Below are 388 nucleotides of genomic sequence, written 5' to 3' on the forward strand. Positions count from 1 at the left end.
CCTGTGAAGATGCAGGTTACCCGCGACAGGACGGAAAGACCCCGTGGAGCTTTACTGTAGCCTGATATTGAAATTCGGCACAGCTTGTACAGGATAGGTAGGAGCCATTGAAACGTGAGCGCTAGCTTACGTGGAGGCGTTGGTGGGATACTACCCTAGCTGTGTTGGCTTTCTAACCCGCACCACTTATCGTGGTGGGAGACAGTGTCAGGCGGGCAGTTTGACTGGGGCGGTCGCCTCCTAAAAGGTAACGGAGGCGCTCAAAGGTTCCCTCAGAATGGTTGGAAATCATTCACAGAGTGTAAAGGCATAAGGGAGCTTGACTGCGAGACCTACAAGTCGAGCAGGGTCGAAAGACGGACTTAGTGATCCGGTGGTTCCGCATGGA

At 53.6% G+C, this 388-nt stretch carries 1 rRNA gene; it reads left to right on the forward strand.

Annotation, left to right across the window (positions count from 1 at the left end):
- Positions 1-388 (forward strand): 23S ribosomal RNA (locus HZY83_RS06710); the annotation flags it as partial.

It is taken from the genome of Gemella sp. GH3, assembly GCF_013415425.1.
Taxonomy (GTDB): domain Bacteria; phylum Bacillota; class Bacilli; order Staphylococcales; family Gemellaceae; genus Gemelliphila.